This is a genomic window from Pseudomonas sp. FSL R10-0399, assembly GCF_009600165.1.
GTDB lineage: Bacteria > Pseudomonadota > Gammaproteobacteria > Pseudomonadales > Pseudomonadaceae > Aquipseudomonas > Aquipseudomonas helleri.
Map to the genome: position 1 here is coordinate 15,809 of NZ_WIWK01000069.1, position 17,170 is coordinate 32,978.

21 protein-coding genes and 1 pseudogene are annotated in these 17,170 nt (G+C 58.7%); 11 read left to right on the top strand and 11 right to left on the bottom strand.

Translation table 11 applies throughout. From position 1 onward, the window contains the following. Window positions 1-182: 182 nt before the first annotated feature. From GHO41_RS18580 to oscA, 5 genes are all read right to left on the bottom strand, one after another. Entirely contained in the window at window positions 183-1,163 is a 981-nt protein-coding gene (locus tag GHO41_RS18580; RefSeq protein ID WP_048372581.1) for a sulfate/molybdate ABC transporter ATP-binding protein, read from the bottom strand. Between the two features lie 3 nt (window positions 1,164-1,166). Further along, the gene (cysW, locus tag GHO41_RS18585) at window positions 1,167-2,039 is read right to left on the bottom strand and encodes a sulfate ABC transporter permease subunit CysW (RefSeq protein ID WP_048372579.1); all 873 of its coding nucleotides are present in this window, start codon (window positions 2,037-2,039) and stop codon (window positions 1,167-1,169) included. 13 nt (window positions 2,040-2,052) lie between these two features. Continuing rightward, a complete protein-coding gene (cysT, locus tag GHO41_RS18590) occupies window positions 2,053-2,874 on the bottom strand; it encodes a sulfate ABC transporter permease subunit CysT (RefSeq protein ID WP_048372576.1) in 822 nt (273 codons plus the stop codon). Window positions 2,875-2,964: 90 nt separating this feature from the next. Beyond that, the gene (locus GHO41_RS18595) at window positions 2,965-3,978 is read right to left on the bottom strand and encodes a sulfate ABC transporter substrate-binding protein (RefSeq protein ID WP_048387195.1); all 1,014 of its coding nucleotides are present in this window, start codon (window positions 3,976-3,978) and stop codon (window positions 2,965-2,967) included. A gap of 59 nt (window positions 3,979-4,037) precedes the next feature. Next, window positions 4,038-4,220: a sulfur starvation response protein OscA gene (gene oscA, locus GHO41_RS18600; protein WP_048372573.1), complete on the bottom strand. Its 183-nt coding sequence runs from the start codon at window positions 4,218-4,220 to the stop codon at window positions 4,038-4,040. Window positions 4,221-4,530: 310 nt separating this feature from the next. On the opposite strand from oscA, the gene GHO41_RS18605 reads away from it, so the two are divergent. Both GHO41_RS18605 and GHO41_RS18610 read left to right on the top strand, forming a co-directional pair. Further along, the gene (locus GHO41_RS18605; protein WP_153434314.1) at window positions 4,531-4,800 is read left to right on the top strand and encodes a TIGR02647 family protein; all 270 of its coding nucleotides are present in this window, start codon (window positions 4,531-4,533) and stop codon (window positions 4,798-4,800) included. 188 nt (window positions 4,801-4,988) lie between these two features. Then, a pseudogene (locus tag GHO41_RS18610) lies at window positions 4,989-6,263 on the top strand (class I adenylate cyclase); the annotation flags it as partial. A 77-nt stretch (window positions 6,264-6,340) separates the two neighbouring features. On the opposite strand, the gene rnk reads toward GHO41_RS18610, so the two are convergent. The 3 genes from rnk to cyaY form a co-directional block, all read right to left on the bottom strand. Continuing rightward, window positions 6,341-6,754, bottom strand: a complete 414-nt coding sequence (rnk, locus tag GHO41_RS18615) for a nucleoside diphosphate kinase regulator (protein WP_048372567.1) — start codon at window positions 6,752-6,754, stop codon at window positions 6,341-6,343. A gap of 215 nt (window positions 6,755-6,969) precedes the next feature. Beyond that, a complete protein-coding gene (locus GHO41_RS18620; RefSeq protein WP_082148782.1) occupies window positions 6,970-7,176 on the bottom strand; it encodes a DUF1289 domain-containing protein in 207 nt (68 codons plus the stop codon). A 2-nt stretch (window positions 7,177-7,178) separates the two neighbouring features. Next, window positions 7,179-7,511, bottom strand: a complete 333-nt coding sequence (gene cyaY / locus GHO41_RS18625) for an iron donor protein CyaY (protein ID WP_153434315.1) — start codon at window positions 7,509-7,511, stop codon at window positions 7,179-7,181. 205 nt (window positions 7,512-7,716) lie between these two features. Here cyaY and GHO41_RS18630 point away from each other — a divergent pair, with 205 nt between their 5' ends. From GHO41_RS18630 to GHO41_RS18655, 6 genes are read left to right on the top strand one after another with little or no spacing between them, the layout of a single operon-like run. Further along, entirely contained in the window at window positions 7,717-7,872 is a 156-nt protein-coding gene (locus GHO41_RS18630) for a lipoprotein (RefSeq protein WP_048372563.1), read from the top strand. A 9-nt stretch (window positions 7,873-7,881) separates the two neighbouring features. After that, a complete protein-coding gene (gene lysA / locus GHO41_RS18635) occupies window positions 7,882-9,129 on the top strand; it encodes a diaminopimelate decarboxylase (protein WP_048372561.1) in 1,248 nt (415 codons plus the stop codon). A gap of 4 nt (window positions 9,130-9,133) precedes the next feature. Next, window positions 9,134-9,964, top strand: coding sequence for a diaminopimelate epimerase (gene dapF, locus GHO41_RS18640; RefSeq protein WP_048372559.1), 831 nt, complete (start codon window positions 9,134-9,136; stop codon window positions 9,962-9,964). A gap of 13 nt (window positions 9,965-9,977) precedes the next feature. Further along, window positions 9,978-10,694 carry a DUF484 family protein gene (locus GHO41_RS18645; protein WP_153333503.1) on the top strand — a complete coding sequence of 239 codons (717 nt, stop codon included), beginning with the start codon at window positions 9,978-9,980 and terminating at the stop codon, window positions 10,692-10,694. 2 nt (window positions 10,695-10,696) lie between these two features. Next, window positions 10,697-11,593 (top strand): tyrosine recombinase XerC, encoded by an 897-nt coding sequence (xerC, locus tag GHO41_RS18650; protein ID WP_048387184.1) that lies wholly within the window; start codon window positions 10,697-10,699, stop codon window positions 11,591-11,593. Continuing rightward, the gene (locus GHO41_RS18655) at window positions 11,590-12,294 is read left to right on the top strand and encodes an HAD family hydrolase (RefSeq protein WP_153434316.1); all 705 of its coding nucleotides are present in this window, start codon (window positions 11,590-11,592) and stop codon (window positions 12,292-12,294) included. Before xerC ends, GHO41_RS18655 begins: the two co-directional genes overlap by 4 nt. 178 nt (window positions 12,295-12,472) lie before the next feature. Here GHO41_RS18655 and sutA read toward each other — a convergent pair whose 3' ends face one another. From sutA to glnK, 3 genes are all read right to left on the bottom strand, one after another. Then, complete coding sequence (gene sutA, locus GHO41_RS18660) at window positions 12,473-12,799, bottom strand: transcriptional regulator SutA (protein ID WP_048387180.1); 327 nt, start codon at window positions 12,797-12,799, stop codon at window positions 12,473-12,475. 457 nt (window positions 12,800-13,256) lie between these two features. Further along, complete coding sequence (locus GHO41_RS18665) at window positions 13,257-14,594, bottom strand: ammonium transporter (RefSeq protein ID WP_153434317.1); 1,338 nt, start codon at window positions 14,592-14,594, stop codon at window positions 13,257-13,259. Between the two features lie 34 nt (window positions 14,595-14,628). Then, window positions 14,629-14,967 carry a P-II family nitrogen regulator gene (gene glnK / locus GHO41_RS18670; protein ID WP_002555808.1) on the bottom strand — a complete coding sequence of 113 codons (339 nt, stop codon included), beginning with the start codon at window positions 14,965-14,967 and terminating at the stop codon, window positions 14,629-14,631. Between the two features lie 417 nt (window positions 14,968-15,384). Between glnK and GHO41_RS18675 the strand changes: the two genes are divergently transcribed. The 3 genes from GHO41_RS18675 to GHO41_RS18685 form a co-directional block, all read left to right on the top strand. After that, entirely contained in the window at window positions 15,385-15,645 is a 261-nt protein-coding gene (locus tag GHO41_RS18675) for an accessory factor UbiK family protein (RefSeq protein ID WP_153434318.1), read from the top strand. Between the two features lie 46 nt (window positions 15,646-15,691). Continuing rightward, window positions 15,692-16,120 carry a VOC family protein gene (locus GHO41_RS18680; RefSeq protein WP_153350466.1) on the top strand — a complete coding sequence of 143 codons (429 nt, stop codon included), beginning with the start codon at window positions 15,692-15,694 and terminating at the stop codon, window positions 16,118-16,120. A 157-nt stretch (window positions 16,121-16,277) separates the two neighbouring features. Further along, window positions 16,278-17,170 (top strand): SrfA family protein (locus GHO41_RS18685; RefSeq protein WP_256678800.1); only part of this gene is annotated, 893 nt, incomplete at its 3' end.

Genomic DNA, 17,170 nt, shown 5'->3' on the forward strand with positions numbered 1-17,170 from the left:
AAGTCGGGGTGCCGCAGGTGCGGTTTTTTGTGTGCACCTAATATTTGTAGGAGCGAGCTTGCCTCGCGATCTTTTGATCTTTAACAGCAAAAGATCGCGAGACAAGTTGGCTCCTACCTATAGGGTTTTGTCAGCCATCAAAAGATGTGCTGATACCCTTCCCTCTGCGGGTGAGGATGTTTTTAAGCCTTCTGCCACACCTTCGGCTTGAAGAACAACGTCTCGCCGCGGGCCAGTTCGGTCAGGCTGTCATGGTCTTTGACTACTTCCACTTCGATCAGCTCGCTTTGACCCTCAACCTTCAACGTCACCCGGGTGGTCGCACCCAGCGGGCGGATGTCGCGTACCTGGGCGGCGTGGTGGTCTTCGAGTTCGTGGCGCGACAACGACACTTCGTGCGGACGGAACAGGACGTGGTTGTCCTCGCCCAAATGCAAGCGGTTGGAATCGCCCAGGAAGTGATAAACAAAGTCGCTGGCCGGGTTTTCGTAGACGTCACCCGGTGAGCCGATTTGCTCGATCACGCCTTTGTTCATGACCACGATGCGGTCCGCGACTTCCATCGCTTCTTCCTGGTCGTGGGTCACGAACACCGAGGTCAGGTTGATGTCTTCGTGCAGGCGTGCAAGCCAGCGGCGCAGTTCTTTACGGACCTTGGCGTCGAGGGCGCCGAACGGTTCGTCGAGCAGCAGCACTTTAGGCTCCACCGCCAGGGCGCGGGCCAGGGCGATACGCTGGCGCTGACCACCCGACAGTTGCTCCGGGTAGCGGTCAGAGAGCCAGTCCAGCTGCACCATGTTCAGCAGCTCGTGGACTTTTTCAGCGATGCGGGTTTCGTTCGGGCGCTCGCCCTTGGGCTTCATGCGCAGGCCGAAGGCCACGTTGTCGAATACCGTCATGTGGCGGAACAGCGCGTAATGCTGGAACACGAAACCGACGTTGCGATCACGCACGTCATGGCCCGAGACGTCTTCGCCGTGGAAGACGATGCTGCCCTGGTCCGGGGTTTCAAGCCCCGCGATGATGCGCAACAGGGTGGTTTTGCCGCAGCCCGACGGGCCCAGCAATGCCACCAGCTCGCCGCTGTGGATGTCCAGATTGATGCTGTCCAGCGCTTTGAAGGCGTTGAAGTTCTTGCTGACGTTACGGACTTCGATCGACATGGTTTATTCCTCCGCGGCGCTGGCGCGCAGGCGGTTAATACGGGATTCGCTCCACTGCTTGAGCAGCAGGATGAAGAGCGCCAGGATCAGCAACAGGGTGGCCACAGCGAAGGCGGCGACGTGGTTGTATTCGTTGTAGAGGATCTCGACGTGCAGCGGCAGGGTGTTGGTCACCCCGCGAATGTGCCCGGAAACCACCGACACCGCGCCAAATTCGCCCATCGCCCGCGCCGTACACAGTACAACGCCGTAGATCAGGCCCCATTTGATGTTGGGCACAGTGACGTGCCAGAACATCTGCCAGCCATTGGCGCCCAGCAAGCGTGCGGCTTCTTCTTCCTGAGTGCCCTGCTCTTGCATCAGCGGGATCAACTCACGGGCCACGAAGGGCACCGTCACAAAGATGGTTGCCAGCACGATGCCCGGTAACGCAAAGATGATCTGAATGTCGTGGTCTTGCAGCCACTCGCCGAAGAAACCCTGTGCGCCGAACATCAGCACGTAGACCAGACCGGCGATCACCGGTGATACCGAAAACGGCAGGTCGATCAGGGTGACCAGGATACTTTTGCCGCGAAAGCTGTATTTGCTCACGCACCAGGCCGCACTCACGCCAAACACCACGTTGAGCGGCACCGAAATGACGACGGCGATGATGGTCAGCTTGAGGGCCGACAAGGCGTCGGGCTCAAGGATCGCATCGAAGAACGCACCGAAGCCCAGCTTCAGGCCCTGGGACACTACGATCAGCAGTGGCAACAGCAAGAAGCCGATAAAGAACAACCAGCCAAGTGCGATCAGCAGCCGGCGTGAAAGCGCGCTGCCACGACGTGCAGCGTTGGCGGCGGAGGCCGCGTTTATAGACGAACTGGACATACGCTGGCCTCCTTCAGGATGGGGTTTCGATGCGGCGCTGGATCAAGTTGATCAGCAGCAGCAACACGAAGGAAACCACCAGCATCATCACGCCGATGGCGGTGGCGCCGGTGTAGTCGTACTGGTCGAGCTTGACCATGATCAGCAGCGGCAGAATCTCGGTTTTCATCGGCATGTTACCGGCGATGAAAATGACCGAGCCGTACTCACCGATGCCACGGGCAAAGGCCAGCGCAAAACCGGTCAACCAGGCGGGCAACAGGGCCGGCATGAGGATGTAGCGGAACACTTGCAGGGGCTTGGCGCCCAGGCAGGCGGCGGCCTCTTCGATTTCACGCGGGATGTCTGCCAGAACCGGCTGCACGGTGCGCACCACAAACGGCAGGGTCACAAAGGTCAGGGCCAGGGTAATACCCAGCGGGGTGTAGGCGATTTTGAAGCCCAGGTCCGAGGCAAACTGGCCAATCCAGCCGTGGGGCGCGTACAACGTGGTCAGTGCAATACCGGCCACCGCCGTTGGCAGGGCAAAGGGCAGGTCGATCATGGCATCGATGATCTTGCGCCCGGGGAAGGTGTAACGCACCAGCACCCAGGCCAGAACGGTGCCGATGACGCCGTTGATCAAGGCGGCAAAAAAAGCGGTGCCAAAACTGAGCTTGAGCGCTGCCAACACCCGCGGCGCGGTGATGATGGCCCAAAACTGCTCCCAGGTGAGTTGCGCGGCATGCACAAACATGGCAGCCAACGGTATAAGCACGATGAGGCTGAGGTACACCAAGGTGTAGCCCAGCGTCAGCCCGAAGCCGGGTATGACGGGGGAAATACGACGAGACATAAGAGTCCTTGGTTAACGCACGAAGCCCGCAACAGGGTCGCGGGCTCTATGTTCTAGCTTTCAGCGTGGCTTAATGCCCCGCCCCACAGGTTATTGCGCCTGGTAGATCTGGTCGAACACGCCACCGTCATTAAAAAATTTCGGCTGCGCAGTTTTCCAGCCGCCGAAGTCTTTGTCGATAGTGACAAGCTCCAGTTTCGGAAATTGCTCGGCGTATTTGGCCGCTACTTTTTCGTCACGCGGACGATAGAAGTTCTTGGCTGCGATCTCTTGGCCAGCCGGGCTGTACAGGTGTTTGAGGTACGCGTTGGCGATCTCCAGATTGCCTTTTTTCTCGGCGTTTTTGTCGACCACAGCCACCGGTGGCTCGGCCAGGATCGACAGCGAAGGTACGACGATATCGAACTTGTCTGTACCGCCGTCTTCTTTCAGTGCCAGGAACGCTTCGTTTTCCCAGGCCAGCAACACGTCACCCTGACCGTTGTTGACGAAGGTAATGGTCGAGCCGCGTGCGCCGGTATCCAGTACCGGTACGTGCTTGAACAGCTCTTGCACGTAGGCTTTGGCTTTGGCTTCGTCGCCGCCGTTGGCTTTCAGGCCGTAGGCGTAGGCCGCGAGGAAGTTCCAGCGCGCGCCGCCGCTGGTTTTAGGGTTCGGGGTAATCACCGAGACGTCTTTCTTGACCAGGTCGCCCCAGTCTTTGATGCCTTTAGGGTTGCCCTTGCGTACCAGGAACACGATGGTCGAGGTGTACGGGGTGCTGGCGTCCGGCAGGCGGGTTTGCCAGTCGGCTGGCAGCGAGCCTTTGTTGAGTTTGGAGATTTCATCGATGTCGCCGGCCAATGCCAGGGTCACGACGTCGGCGCGCAAGCCATCAACCACGGCACGGCCCTGTTTGCCCGAACCACCGTGAGACTGCTGAATTTTGACGTTGTCGCCCGGGTGGCTGGCTTTCCAGAAATTAACAAACTCAGCGTTGTAATCCTGGTACAGCTCACGGGTTGGATCGTAAGAAACGTTGAGCAATTCGTAGTCTTTGGCTACAGCGGAGCCAGCAAAAATGGCACTGGCCAGCGCGGCCAGAGCGTAACGGCGTAGGGACATAGGTGAGGCTCCAAAGCGTTTCTAGTTGTTATGAACGCACTCCAATGAGTGCGTTTGGCTCAATTACTTTTCTGGCTCGGGTTTTGTAGCCGGAATTTTTCTTTGCGTTCGATCTGAACCACTTGTGCGTTGTGCACGGTGATTTCGACGGCACCAAAGCGCAGGTCCCGTAGCGCGCTCTGGATTTCCCGCAGAATGGTGGCTTCGTCCTGACCGTCAACGCTACGCAGAGATGCGCTCATGGTGTGCTCCTGGAAATATGGGTTGCCGACTGAGGTGCTGGCGTGGATGTCATAGTAGTGAGGCGCGATTATTCTTAAAAATACTATTTAAGAATGTTTATATAACTGAAAGCGTGGTAGTTGGAGGGCAGGCTTTATTCGCGCGCGTAATCGAGGGCAGGGTCTACACTCCAATTGCCTCGTAAGCGCGTCAATGCGGGGCCGGCACGACACGCTGCTTATATAAGGTCGGAACTGTCACTGGACAGTTGGTGATAGTGGGATCACCTTAGAGCCGTTGTCGCCTTTTCCTGCATAGTCTGGAGTTTTTATGTCGTTTACCCCTGAGTTGGTTGCCGAACTGGAAGTCCTTGCACTGTTTGACCTGGAAAGTACGCTTGAGGGCCTGAAGATCCATCAGACCGCCGATCCACAACGGATCGCGGCAGCACAACGTTTGTATGACAAAGACCTGATCAATCAACCTGATGGTGGTTACCTGACCAGCCTGGGTCGTGATGCCGTCGAGCAAGTCCAAAAGCTGCTGTATATCCTTACCTCAGAACCGAAGCTGAGCAAAAAACTGGCAGAAATTGCCTGACATCCCGCATTGCCCACGGAATCTCCCCCTTTGTTGATTCCGCGGGCGCATTCCCTGTTTCCCGTCTAATGTTCAGATATGTAAAAAATCTGACGTCAAAAACACAATCGCCCTAAGTCTTTTGTGCTGCTGGCTGTAAACTCACCACCCCTCCTCTTTCTCGTTTGGCGAGCCGGTCTGAGTGTGCAATGACGCGCCCCCTGGAAGTAAGACCCGCTCTGAGTGAGGGAATCGATCGACAGGTTCTCCATCAGGTGCGTGAGCGGTTTCTGGCGGTCAACAACGGACGTCTGCAGCGCGCAATGGAAGGCCTGTTGCCCGCTCAGCAAACGATCCTGAATCTGTTGGCCCTGTTGTTTCATGTGAACGACCCGTTGCTGCCCGGTTATGTCTCGGACTGCACGCCGGCCGGTGTCTCAGGTTATGCCCCGGATGCGCCAACCTTGGCGGCGGCGCAGGCGTTAGCCGCTGACTTTATCTATCGCCCACAGCCCGGCCAGCCCCAGGCCATTCACGGCCTGTATCTAATGGGCAGCCTGGGCACGTTGGCGCAGACCGACCAGAGCGATATGGACGTGTGGCTCTGTCACGCGCCGGGTCTGGACGACCAGGCGTTGGCCAATTTGCGCAAAAAATGCCGCCGCCTGGAGACATGGGCTGCGGGCCAGGGCAGTGAGGCGCACTTTTTTCTGATCGATGCCCAGCGTTTCGCCCAGGGCGAGCGTGCTCTGCATTGCGACGTGGATGACTTTGTGAACGCGCAACATTCGTTGTTGCTCGACGAGTTTTATCGCACGGCGATCTGGCTCGGCGGGCGCACGCCGTTGTGGTGGTGGGTGCCCGCGTATGAAGAAGCCCGTTATGGCGAATTCATTCAGGCGCTTGAAGCCCAGCGCCTGATCCCGGCGGATGAGGTGATCGACCTCGGGCATTTGGCGCACATTCCGGCGGCCGAGTTTTTAGGGGCCGGGTTGAAGCAGTTGTTCAAGGGCATCGAGTCGCCCTACAAATCGGTGCTCAAATTGTTGTTGATTGAGGTGTATGCCAGCGAGCACCCGCGGGTGAGTTGCTTGAGCTTGGGCTATAAGCGCGCCGTGTACGCCCATCAACTGGACCTTGATGAGCTGGATCCGTACGTGATGGTGTACCGGCGCATTGAGGGCTACTTGCAGGCCCGTGGCGATGTTCAGCGCCTGGAACTGGTGCGCCGCAGCCTGTACCTCAAGGTCAATCACAAGCTCTCCGGCCATGCCCCGGCGCAGGGTGCTCCTTGGCAGCGCGCTCTGCTTGAGCGCCTGACCCACGAATGGGGCTGGGATGAGCAGCAGTTGGCGCAGCTGGACAACCGTTCGAAATGGAAGACCGGGCCGGACAGTCGTGAGCGCCTGGCGCTGTCGCGTGAGTTGAATGACAGCTACCGTTTTTTGAGCCAGCTGGCTCGGCATGAACACCCGATCAGGTTGCCCGTTATAACGGTCTAGGGCGTTTGGGCAGCGCTGCAAAACCGAGCGCTACCGCGGATCTGGTGTATCGGGGCAGTTTAAAGCTCGAAATCGCCTGCGGCTTCTGGCTGGTATTTAACTTCAAGCAATTCAAGTTTGAGGGTCTTGCCGCCGGGTGCCGGCCAGTTGATGTGCTGACCCGTCTGCAAGCCCAGCAATGCGCTGCCGACCGGCGCCAGAATCGAAATTTTGCCTTCGTCTGCGTTGGCATCCTTGGGGTAGACCAGCGTCAGGTGGTAATCCTTGCCGCTGCTTTCTTCACGGCAATGTACGCGTGAGTTCATGGTCACGACGTTGGCCGGCACTTCTTCGTGGCCGACGACGTTTTCGGCACGGTCCAGCTCGGCCTGCAACGCAACAACACCGGGTAACGTGTCATCCAGACTGTCGATCAGCTTCTCCAGACGTTGTACGTCCAGGCGTGTGAGGGTGATGGCGGGTGAAGTACTCATGACCTGGCAGACTCCTTTTTTCTGCACGGAAAAGCAAAACCCCGCCAGGACATGGCGGGGTTTTGACCAACCTCGTGTCGACGAGGCGAACTTGGACACTACCACAGCAAAATAAATACACAAGGTTGCCTGTAGGAGCGAGCTTGCCTCGCGATCTTTTGATCTTTTGAAAGATCGCGAGGCAATCGAGCGTCGACCGGCTGCTCCTACAACGATCAGCCCCTGCGCTCGCGGGCCTGCTCGCAAATGACCCGGCGGCGTGCATCACTTGCCGAGCGCCATTCGCGAATGTCTTCGACGTGGCGAAAACACCCCAGGCAAACCTTGTGTTCATCCAGCCGGCACGTGCTGATGCATGGGGACGGCACGGCCGGGCTGACGTTGCTGTAGAGCGGTTTTGCGGGTTTAGCAGGCGCAGTCACAATCAGATCTCGTCAAAATCCAGGTCAGCACCCGTGTGCTCCAGGGTCAGGCGCTGAACCATCTCGCTGAGCAGTTCCTCAGACGTATCGCAGACCCAGCGCGAGGATTCCTCATCGTAGTCAAAGTGGAAACCTCCGCTTTTAGCGGCCAGCCAAAGCTGACGCAACGGTTCCTGGCGGCTGAAGATCAATTGGGCTCCACCTTCAAACTTAACCGTTAGAACACCGGCTGAGTTCTCCAGATCTACGTCCAGGTCACTCTCGTCAAAAACGTCTTCCAGCTGTTGCTGGGTTGCATCGACCAGATCGTGAAAACGGGCTTCAGTCAAACTCATGGTGGAACCTCGTAGTGTCTAGTCATGCTCGGAGTTCGCAAGATACGGGCGCTCCAGACCGATTGCAAACCCTAAGACAACCCGCCGCAATAGCACACCTGATTATCCGGACAGGTGCCCCCCGCGCGAGCCGTCTGCTGCATAGGCAAGCTGGTGGGTGGTCGGTATACTCGGTCGCAATTAATGCTTTTCAAAGGATTTCGCCATGAAGCGCCTGATCTCTTCGTTTGCTGCGCTTGTCGCGGTTGCTTGCCTTGTTTCTGCCTGTGGTCAAAAAGGACCGCTGTATCTGCCCGATGACAGCAAAAACCCGGATGACCAAGCCAAATCGTCGCAATCTCAAGCGCACAAGCATCAATAAGGGAACACCATGGACGCTTTTAATTACCGGGACGGCGAGCTGTTCGCCGAAGGTGTTGCGCTGACGGCCATCGCCGAACGCTTCGGCACCCCGACTTACGTCTATTCCCGGGCGCACATCGAGGCGCAGTACAACGCCTATGCGCATGCCCTGGAAGGCATGCCGCATCTGGTGTGCTTTGCAGTCAAGGCCAACTCCAACCTGGGTGTACTCAATGTCCTGGCGCGTTTGGGCGCTGGTTTTGACATTGTGTCGCGCGGTGAACTGGAGCGTGTGCTGGCCGCTGGCGGCTCGGCAGACAAAATCGTGTTTTCGGGCGTCGGTAAGACCCGCGACGACATGCGTCGTGCTCTGGAAGTTGGCGTGCACTGTTTTAACGTCGAGTCCACTGACGAGCTGGAGCGCCTGCAAGTGGTGGCTGCCGAGCTGGGCGTTCGTGCGCCGATCTCGCTGCGGGTCAACCCGGACGTAGACGCAGGCACGCACCCGTACATCTCCACCGGCCTCAAAGAAAACAAGTTCGGCATCGCCATCGCCGACGCCGAAGACGTGTACATCCGCGCCGCGCAACTGCCTAACCTCGAAGTGGTGGGCGTCGATTGCCATATCGGCTCGCAACTGACCACCCTCGAACCGTTTATCGATGCGCTTGATCGCCTGCTGGGGCTGATCGACCGTCTGGGCGATTGCGGCATTTACCTGCGCCACATCGACCTCGGTGGTGGCTTGGGTGTGCGTTATCGCGATGAAGAGCCGCCCTTGGCTGCTGACTACATCAAAGCTGTGCGTTCGCGCATTGAAGGCCGTGATCTGGCACTGGTGTTCGAGCCGGGCCGTTTTATCGTGGCCAATGCGGGCGTGCTGCTGACCCAGGTCGAGTACCTCAAGCACACCGAGCACAAAGACTTTGCCATTGTCGACGCGGCCATGAACGACCTGATTCGTCCGGCGTTGTACCAGGCCTGGATGGACGTGACCGCGGTACGCCCGCGTGACACCGAAGCCCGCCCTTACGACATCGTTGGCCCGATCTGCGAAACCGGTGACTTCCTGGCCAAAGACCGCCAGTTGGCGCTGGCCGAAGGTGATTTGCTGGCCGTGCACTCGGCAGGTGCTTACGGGTTTGTCATGAGCTCGAACTACAACACCCGTGGCCGCGCCGCCGAAATTCTGGTGGATGGCGACCAAGCGTTTGAAGTGCGCCGTCGCGAGACCGTTGCTGAGCTGTATGCCGGCGAAAGCCTTCTGCCGGAGTGAGCCCATGTTGCTGCGTTTTACCAAAATGCACGGCCTGGGCAATGACTTCATGGTTCTTGACCTGGTCAGCCAGCACGCGCACATTCTGCCCAAGCACGCCAAACAATGGGGTGATCGGCACACGGGTGTCGGTTTTGATCAATTATTGATCGTTGAGGCACCGAGCAACCCGGAGGTGGATTTCCGTTACCGGATCTTCAACTCCGACGGTTCTGAAGTTGAACAGTGCGGCAACGGTGCCCGCTGTTTCGCCCGTTTTGTGCTCGACAAGCGTTTGACCACCAAGCGTCAGATCAAGGTCGAAACCAAAAGCGGCATCATCGAACTGAACGTGCGCAGCGATGGGCAAATCAGCGTCGACATGGGCCCGCCGCGCCTGGTTCCGCACGAGATCCCGTTTGTGGCCGACGCCCAGGCGTTGAGCTATGAAGTGGATGTCGACGGGCAGCCGGTGCAGTTGGCTGCCGTTTCGATGGGCAACCCCCATGCGGTGTTGCGCGTTGACGACATCAACGCCGCGCCGGTGCATGAGCTGGGGCCAAAAATTGAACACCATCCGCGCTTTCCGGCGCGGGTCAACGTGGGCTTTTTGCACGTGATTGATCGTCAACGCGGGCAACTGCGGGTGTGGGAGCGTGGTGCCGGGGAAACCCAGGCCTGCGGTACCGGCGCCTGTGCGGCTGCGGTGGCGGCAATCAGCCAGGGCTGGATGGACTCACCGGTGACCCTCGATTTGCCCGGAGGTCGCTTGTCCATTGAATGGGGTGGCCCAGGCCAGTCCGTGATCATGACCGGCCCGGCGATGCGTGTGTACGAAGGACAAGTCCGTTTATGAGCGAGCGCATCTGATGACCGACCAGCCACAGCCTTCCGACCTTGAACTGCCTGCTGACGCTCTGGAGGCTGCGACGGTTGCGGCCTACCTGGAGGCTCATCCGGACTTCTTCAATCAGCGCGACGAGTTGCTGCTGGCGTTGCGGATCCCGCACCAGCGTGGTGACACCATATCGCTGGTTGAACGCCAGTTGGAGCTGTTGCGCGGTCGCAACATCGAGATGCGCCATCGTTTATCGCAATTGATGGACGTAGCCCGCGACAACGATCGTTTGTTCGAAAAAACCCGTCGCCTCAACCTCGCCCTGATGGACGCCACCAGCCTTGAAGAACTGGTGATGGCCGTCGAAGACAGCCTGCGCCAGGATTTCCAGGTGCCGTTTGTCAGCCTCGTGCTGTTTGGCGACAACCCGATGCCGGTCGGGCGCTGGGTCAACAGCGCCGATGCACAACGTGCCCTGGGTGGTTTGCTGGCCGAGGGTAAAGCGGTCAGCGGTAGCCTGCGTGAGCACGAGCTGGACTTCTTGTTCGGCGAAGAACAGCGCAAGCAAATCGGTTCGACGGCGGTGGTTGCGCTCAATCATCTGGGCCTGCATGGCGTATTGGCCGTGGGCAGCCGCGACCCGCAGCACTATAAAAGCTCGGTGGGCATGCTGTTTCTGGGGCATATCGCCGAAGTGCTGGGGCGAGTTTTGCCGCGCTTCACCAGCGCCCTGCGCTCGGTCCGCTAGCGGTGGAACACCAACTGGACGCTTACTGCACGCACCTGCGCAGTGAGCGCCAAGTGTCTCCCCACACGCTAGAAGCTTATCGCCGTGACCTGAACAAGGTGCTGGCGTTTTGCGTTAAAGAATCCATCCCTGACTGGCCTGCCCTGGATATCCAGCGCTTGCGCCAACTGGTGGCGCGCCTGCATCAGCAAGGCCAGTCTTCGCGCAGCATCTCGCGGCTGCTGTCGGCGGTGCGCGGGCTGTATCACTACCTCAACCGCGAAGGGCTGTGTGATCACGACCCGGCCAACGGCCTGTCGCCGCCCAAGGGTGAGCGCCGCCTGCCGAAAACCCTCGACACTGACCGGGCCCTGCAACTGCTCGAAGGTGCTGTCGAGGACGACTTTCTGGCGTTGCGTGACCAAGCCATTCTTGAGCTGTTTTATTCATCCGGGCTGCGCTTGTCGGAGCTGACCGGGCTTAACCTGGACCAGCTCGACTTGGCGGACGGCCTGGTGGAAGTGCTCGGTAAGGGCAGCAAGACGCGCGTGCTGCCTGTGGGCAAAAAGGCCCGGGAAGCGTTGCAGGCGTGGCTGCCTTTGCGTGGCCTTGCCAACCCGCAAGACGATGCGGTGTTTGTCAGCCAGCGCGGCACCCGGCTTGGCCCGCGGGCCATCCAGTTGCGGGTTAAAGCGGCCGGTGAGCGCGAGCTGGGGCAGAACCTGCACCCGCACATGCTGCGCCATTCATTTGCCAGCCATTTGCTGGAATCGTCTCAGGATTTACGTGCGGTGCAGGAACTGCTCGGGCATGCGGACATTAAAACCACGCAGATCTATACCCATCTGGATTTCCAGCACCTGGCATCGGTTTACGACAGCGCCCACCCACGGGCCAAACGCAGTAAGGGCAGTGAATGACCATTGAGCTGATTACCTTCGACCTTGACGACACCCTGTGGGACACCGCGCCGGTGATTGCCAGTGCCGAAACTGTGCTGCAAACCTGGCTGGCCGAAAATGCACCAAAATTGGGCGCGCTGGATGTTGCGGGGTATCAGGCGTTGCGCCAGCGTGTGTTGGTTGATGAGCCGCAGCTCAAGCATCGCATCAGCGCGTTGCGTCGGCGGGTGTTGTTCCACGCCTTGGATAGCGCGGGTTATGCGCAGGCTGCCGCGATGGCAGAGCAAGCGTTTGAGGTGTTCATGGAGGCGCGTCACAAGCTTGTTCTCTTTGAACATGCTGAGCACACGCTGAAGGCCCTGGCCCCGGATTACGCCTTGGGCGTCGTGACCAATGGCAATGCCGACGTGCGCCGCATCGGGCTGGGGCATCACTTCAAGTTTGTGTTGTGCGCCGAAGACATTGGCATTGCCAAACCGGACGCCCGGTTGTTTCACGAGGCGCTGCGCCGCGGCGGCAGTATTTCGCCAGCAGCGACCGTGCACGTGGGCGATCACCCCGGTGATGACATTGCCGGCGCCCAGCAGGCGGGCTTGCGCGCCATCTGGTTCAACCCTGGCGGCAAACACTGGGACGGCGACAAAGCCCCGGATGCCGAAGTGGGCTGCTTGAGCGAACTGCCAGCAGTGCTGAAAACGATGCGTACACAGGCTCTGTAGTCGCTGCCGAGGTACGAGGCTGCGATGGGTTGCGCAGCGGTCCCAATCGGCGGTCCTGCGGCCCGCATCGCAGCCTCGTCCCTCGTCAGCGACTACGGATCAAACAATCGCAGCTTGTGTTACCCACAAAAAAACCCGCAGCGACGGCGGGTTTTTTCTTCAAGCAAGGGAGCTGACCTTAGATAGGGCGGCTGCCGTACTTGTTGTCAGGCTTTTTGGGTGGGTCTGCCACCACGTTCGCCTCGACTTCCTGCACTTTGCCACCACGGGAGAGGAACTCCTCCATGGCGCGAGCCAGAGCATCACGCTCTTTGTTTTTGGCTTCAATGCTGGGCAGGTCGTCAACCGACACCGCAGCCTTGGATTTGCCTTTGGCCGCAGGGGCCGGCGCATCATCGCCACCGTCGTCGTCTGCAACGTCTTCGGCTGCCGCTTCCAGACCGTCTTCGGCCTCGTCATCGTCACCTACTTCGAGGTCATCATTTTCCAGATCATCGTCGCTCATGTTCTACCCCATGACTTGCGTAAAGCAGATTAGTTATAGACCAGCTGCACCCAGTGTCGACTGCCGCTGGTGAAAAAGTAGCCTTGGGCAAACCGAGGCTCAAGCCTCTTCATCCTTAAAGGTGACGAGAACTTATCGAGTTTCGCGATCTCGCGCTGCTCGTTCAGGTAAACACGTTGCCCGTAGCCCAAGCTGCGGGCCTTGAAAGCGTCGGGTGCTTATCCTCGCCTTCGTCCTGCCAGGGGCTGTTTTTCGCCCCTTGGCGCGCATTCTAGCGCGCTGAATAAAAAAGCAAAGCGGCTAATAGTCGAGTTGTCACGTAAGCCTTCTTCCTACAAACAAGCGTAGAACTGATCTGAGCCTAAAGTGATCAGAAAAATCATTTCATCGCAGCGAATAGCGCCAGATTTCAGGTAAAAAAATACCCGGCAAGCCGGGTATTTTTTTAAAGGGCGGATTACAGGTTGTAACCACGCTCGTTGTGTTGTGCCAGGTCGAGGCCAACAGCCTCTTCTTCTTCGTTAACCCGCAGGCCCATCACGGCATCCAGCACTTTGAGGATGACGTACGTCACCACCGCGGTGTAGATCACAGTGAAGGCGACGCCTTTGAACTGGATCCATACTTGTGTGCCGATGTCTGTCACGGTGCCGAAGCCACCCAGTGCTGGCGCTGCAAACACGCCGGTAAGGATGGCGCCGACGATACCGCCGATACCGTGTACGCCGAATGCGTCCAGCGAGTCGTCATAGCCCAGCTTGCGCTTGAGGCTGGTGGCACAGAAGAAGCAGATCACGCCTGCCGCCAGACCGATCACGATCGAGCCCATTGGGCCGACGGTGCCTGCAGCCGGGGTGATTGCAACCAGACCGGCCACCACGCCCGAGGCGATGCCCAGTGCGCTTGGCTTGCCGTGGGTAATCCACTCGGCGAACATCCAGCCCAGTGCGGCAGTGGCGGTGGCGATTTGCGTCACCAGCATTGCCATACCGGCGGTGCCGTTGGCGGCAGCTGCCGAGCCTGCGTTGAAGCCGAACCAGCCGATCCACAGCATGGCCGCGCCGACCAGGGTGTAACCCAGGTTATGCGGTGCCATAGGCGTGGTTGGGTAGCCTTTACGCTTGCCGAGCACGATGCACGCAACCAGGCCTGCAATACCGGCGTTGATGTGCACCACGGTGCCGCCTGCGAAGTCGAGTACACCCCAGTCACCCAGCAAGCTGCCCGGGCCGCCCCAGACCATGTGGGCGATTGGCGCATACACCAGGGTGAACCACACGCCCATGAAGATCAGCATGGCCGAGAACTTCATGCGCTCTGCGAACGCACCGACGATCAGGGCCGGGGTGATGATGGCAAAGGTCATCTGGAAGGTGACGAACACTGCTTCCGGGAACAACGCCGCAGGACCTGTGATGCTCTCGGGGGTGATGCCCGCAAGGAACACCTTGCCGAAGCCGCCGATAAACGAGTTGAAGTTAGTGACGCCTGCTTCCATGCCCGTAGCGTCGAACGTGATGCTGTAGCCGTAGATGACCCACAGGATGCTGATCAGACCGGTAATGGCGAAGCACTGCATCAGAACAGAAAGAAGGTTTTTGGAGCGCACCATGCCGCCGTAAAACAGCGCCAGGCCGGGAATGGTCATAAACAGCACCAAAGCGGTTGCAGTCAGCATCCAGGCGGTATCGCCGGAGTTGAGGACTGGAGCAGCCACTTCATCCGCCGCCATGGCCAGGCCAGGCAATACAGCGGACAACAGGGCTCCGAGCCCTGCGATTTTACGCAGAGTCATAGTGTTTTCTCCTGGGGCGTTGGGGTTTGGCGGCTTAGATTGCGTCGGTATCGGTTTCGCCGGTACGGATGCGAATAGCCTGTTCCAGATTGACTACAAAAATCTTGCCATCACCAATCTTGCCGGTGTTGGCAGCCTTGGTTATCGCCTCGATAACCCGGTCAAGATCTTTGTCGTCGATAGCGACATCAATCTTCACCTTTGGCAGAAAGTCGACCACGTACTCCGCACCGCGATACAGCTCGGTGTGGCCTTTCTGCCGGCCGAAGCCTTTGACCTCAGTAACGGTAATGCCCTGCACGCCGATTTCAGACAGCGACTCGCGTACGTCGTCTAATTTGAACGGCTTGATAATGGCGGTGACTAGCTTCATGAAACTTCTCCCGAATTGGTGGACTTGCCCCAGGAAAACAAACCCGGCTCAAGTCTATGCGCAGTGTCTGGCTTTGTAACGCTTCGTTGACCTTCTTCAGGCCGCGCAACGTGCATCAGTCGCTGGTGACGCAAGCACTCCCTGAACCACCTGCCGCACTGCCATCGTCATAGCAACTGCATCAGTACATGAGTCATGAGCAACTAAGCAGAAACCTTGCCATGTCTGGAAAAGCCAATAATTTCAGGCGCTTATTGCCAGTTGGTGGCGTTGTGCCTGATTTCGCGGAGGTTTTGTGCACGCAAACGGTGCGCGGGTGGGAGGGGGGATGCCCAATAAATGTGCGAGGCCGGGCAGGCAATGCCGCTCTGACACTGCGTGATACACTCACCGCCATCTGTTTTAAGGACCTACCCCATGCTCGCGCCCAAAGATTTTCTCGACGCCCTGAGTGGCCAAGCCTCGCGTTTGTTCAGTGGTGACAACGCTCTGCCGCGCAACGAAATCGAAAGCCAGTTCAAAGCCTTGCTGCAAAGTGGCTTTAGCAAACTGGACCTGGTCAGCCGCGAAGAATTCGACAGCCAGATGGTCGTCCTCGCCCGCACTCGCGCGCGCCTTGAAAGCCTTGAGGCCAAAGTGGCCGAGCTGGAAGCCAGGTTGCTGCCGCCCAGCGAGTAATGCCCGCATGCGGTGCGTTTTCAAATAAGAACAAGGATGTTGTTTTATGGTGGTAATGAACGCACTGGTGCCTGAGCTGATCGTCGCGGATCTTGCGCGCAGTCTGCATTTCTACTGTGAGGTGCTGGGCTTTACCGTCGAGTATCAACGGCCGGAGCATCTTTTTGCTTTCCTGTCTTTTCATGGCAGCCAACTGATGTTGGAGCAGGATGACCATGAAGAGTCCGCTTGGCGTGTTGGACCGTTGGAGCCGCCGTTTGGGCGTGGCATGAACCTTTCGATCAAATGCCCGGACGCGCAAGGTTTGATCGTGAACCTCCAGGCCGCCGGGCACACGCTACGCAAACCCCTCGAAGAACGTTGGTATCGCAGCAACGATGTGCTGTTTGGTGAGCGCAACTTTTTAGTACTCGACCCCGACGGCTATCTGCTTCGCTTTGCCGATGATCTGGGAACCAAGGCTGTTGAGGCCTAAACCCGCCCAAAACCTGCCCCACGCCGACAATTTGACGGCGATCAAATAATGGCTATTTGACGCCAATGTCACTTTAACATTACTGTCCTCACCTTTCAGGGAGGCGGTGCGGGCATTTGTCCGGGTTTAACCGCGCGAATCAATGAGTGGAGCAAGGATGCGCGGCGCACTTTTACGCAGTGGCAAAAGTGGGGCCTTTACGGCCCTGGGTGAAACTGGACAGCCGGTCTATCGGGCTGCACTGCAACTACGCGAAGCGATTCGCCGCAAAAATCCTGCCATGGCCATGCATTTGGCCGTCCCGCAAAGTGATGAGCTGGGCGACAACATTGACTGGTACAGCGATGTGCAGGGCGATGTCGTGCCGTGGGGCAGCGCCACTGAAGCAGAGCGCGCCCCTGCCCGCGCCCAACTGGAAACCTTCAAAGCCTTTTTGGCCGAACAGAGCACGACGCTGCTGAGAGAAGGCGCCAGTTCGCCCCTCAGTGACAAGGCGGTTTTCGCCAAGCTGCTTACGCGTGTCATTGCCTTCCCAGATGAAAGCTTTGTGTACTTGGTCAACGGTACGCCGGTACTGACCTTTTGGGGGTTCGTGCACCCCAATGCCGATCGCTTTCTAGACCCGTTGTATTGCCTCTACCCGCGCACCGAGGTGCCCGCAGCGGCGCCGTTGGCGCCAGTTGCCGAGCCTGTGGTGACGCCGCCGCGCTCTCCGGTGGTTGTCAAACGCCCTTGGTGGCGCTGGTTGTGGTGGCTGCTGCCCTTGCTGTTGCTCCTGCTCTTGCTGTTGTTCGGGCTACGTTTTTGCACGCCGAATGCGTCGTTGCCCGATACGTCGGGCTCCGCGTGGCAATGGCCAAAGGTTGAAGTGCCGCAGGTGCTCAAGCCGATCTTGGGCAAACTCGGCCTGGGGAATGGCAATGGCCTGTCAGGCCAGGGTACTGGCACGGGCGGCGCATCGCTGCCCAAGACAGGCCCGGACACGGCTCCAGTACCGGTTCCTAACCCGAACGGTGACGCGCCAGCGCCGCCTGCACCCAACCCGACGCC

Bases quoted from the DNA above. Each gene is read 5' to 3' on its own strand.
- GHO41_RS18655 (WP_153434316.1), top strand. From the start codon at position 11,590: ATGACCATTGAGCTGATTACCTTCGACCTTGACGACACCCTGTGGGAC.
- GHO41_RS18580 (WP_048372581.1), bottom strand. From the start codon at position 1,163: ATGTCGATCGAAGTCCGTAACGTCAGCAAGAACTTCAACGCCTTCAAA.
- GHO41_RS18630 (WP_048372563.1), top strand. From the start codon at position 7,717: ATGAAGCGCCTGATCTCTTCGTTTGCTGCGCTTGTCGCGGTTGCTTGC.
- GHO41_RS18605 (WP_153434314.1), top strand. From the start codon at position 4,531: ATGTCGTTTACCCCTGAGTTGGTTGCCGAACTGGAAGTCCTTGCACTG.
- dapF (WP_048372559.1), top strand. From the start codon at position 9,134: ATGTTGCTGCGTTTTACCAAAATGCACGGCCTGGGCAATGACTTCATG.
- GHO41_RS18645 (WP_153333503.1), top strand. From the start codon at position 9,978: ATGACCGACCAGCCACAGCCTTCCGACCTTGAACTGCCTGCTGACGCT.
- rnk (WP_048372567.1), bottom strand. From the start codon at position 6,754: ATGAGTACTTCACCCGCCATCACCCTCACACGCCTGGACGTACAACGT.
- GHO41_RS18675 (WP_153434318.1), top strand. From the start codon at position 15,385: ATGCTCGCGCCCAAAGATTTTCTCGACGCCCTGAGTGGCCAAGCCTCG.
- GHO41_RS18595 (WP_048387195.1), bottom strand. From the start codon at position 3,978: ATGTCCCTACGCCGTTACGCTCTGGCCGCGCTGGCCAGTGCCATTTTT.
- glnK (WP_002555808.1), bottom strand. From the start codon at position 14,967: ATGAAGCTAGTCACCGCCATTATCAAGCCGTTCAAATTAGACGACGTA.
- oscA (WP_048372573.1), bottom strand. From the start codon at position 4,220: ATGAGCGCATCTCTGCGTAGCGTTGACGGTCAGGACGAAGCCACCATT.
- cyaY (WP_153434315.1), bottom strand. From the start codon at position 7,511: ATGAGTTTGACTGAAGCCCGTTTTCACGATCTGGTCGATGCAACCCAG.
- GHO41_RS18680 (WP_153350466.1), top strand. From the start codon at position 15,692: ATGGTGGTAATGAACGCACTGGTGCCTGAGCTGATCGTCGCGGATCTT.
- sutA (WP_048387180.1), bottom strand. From the start codon at position 12,799: ATGAGCGACGATGATCTGGAAAATGATGACCTCGAAGTAGGTGACGAT.
- cysW (WP_048372579.1), bottom strand. From the start codon at position 2,039: ATGTCCAGTTCGTCTATAAACGCGGCCTCCGCCGCCAACGCTGCACGT.
- GHO41_RS18665 (WP_153434317.1), bottom strand. From the start codon at position 14,594: ATGACTCTGCGTAAAATCGCAGGGCTCGGAGCCCTGTTGTCCGCTGTA.
- lysA (WP_048372561.1), top strand. From the start codon at position 7,882: ATGGACGCTTTTAATTACCGGGACGGCGAGCTGTTCGCCGAAGGTGTT.
- cysT (WP_048372576.1), bottom strand. From the start codon at position 2,874: ATGTCTCGTCGTATTTCCCCCGTCATACCCGGCTTCGGGCTGACGCTG.